Source organism: Mesorhizobium sp. M7A.F.Ca.CA.002.15.2.1 (assembly GCF_003998715.1).
Taxonomy (GTDB): domain Bacteria; phylum Pseudomonadota; class Alphaproteobacteria; order Rhizobiales; family Rhizobiaceae; genus Mesorhizobium; species Mesorhizobium ciceri.
On the sequence record NZ_RZPI01001255.1, the window covers coordinates 1 to 482 of the forward strand.

General features: G+C 68.9%; 1 protein-coding gene. It reads right to left on the minus strand.

Annotated elements, in window-relative coordinates:
- A partial coding sequence (locus tag ENZ74_RS33990; RefSeq protein ID WP_164761512.1) for a helix-turn-helix transcriptional regulator occupies positions 1–482 on the minus strand: 482 nt, incomplete at both ends.

The following is a 482-nucleotide window of genomic DNA, read 5'->3' on the forward strand; positions in this document are numbered from 1 at the left end:
GAACGAGGCCAGCACGGTGCGCGCCAGTTGCTCCCAGTCGACCAGCAGGTGCCGGTGATGCGGGCTCGTGAACACCATGTGGACGATGTTGCGGGCGTCACCCTCCAGCAGGCCATAATCGCCGAACACCGCCACCGCCGCCGGGTTCCAGGCCAGCACGTCCCAGCGCCGCCCGACGACATAGGCCGGCTGCAGCACCAGGCTCTGCAGCATGTGCAGCAACGGGCCATCGACCTTTTCCGGCGCTACGGCACGGCGCTCCGGCTGCTGGCGGTCGGCAAGGATGAACAGATGCTGTTTTTCGGCGGCGTCGAGGCGCAGTGCTTCGGCGAGCGCCGTCAGCACCTCGACCGAGGGCCTGACCTCCCGCCCCTGCTCCAGCCATGTGTACCAAGTCGTGCCGACACCGGCGATCATCGCCACCTCCTCGCGGCGCAAGCCCGGCGTACGTCGCCTGAGACCGATGGCGATGCCTGCGGCCG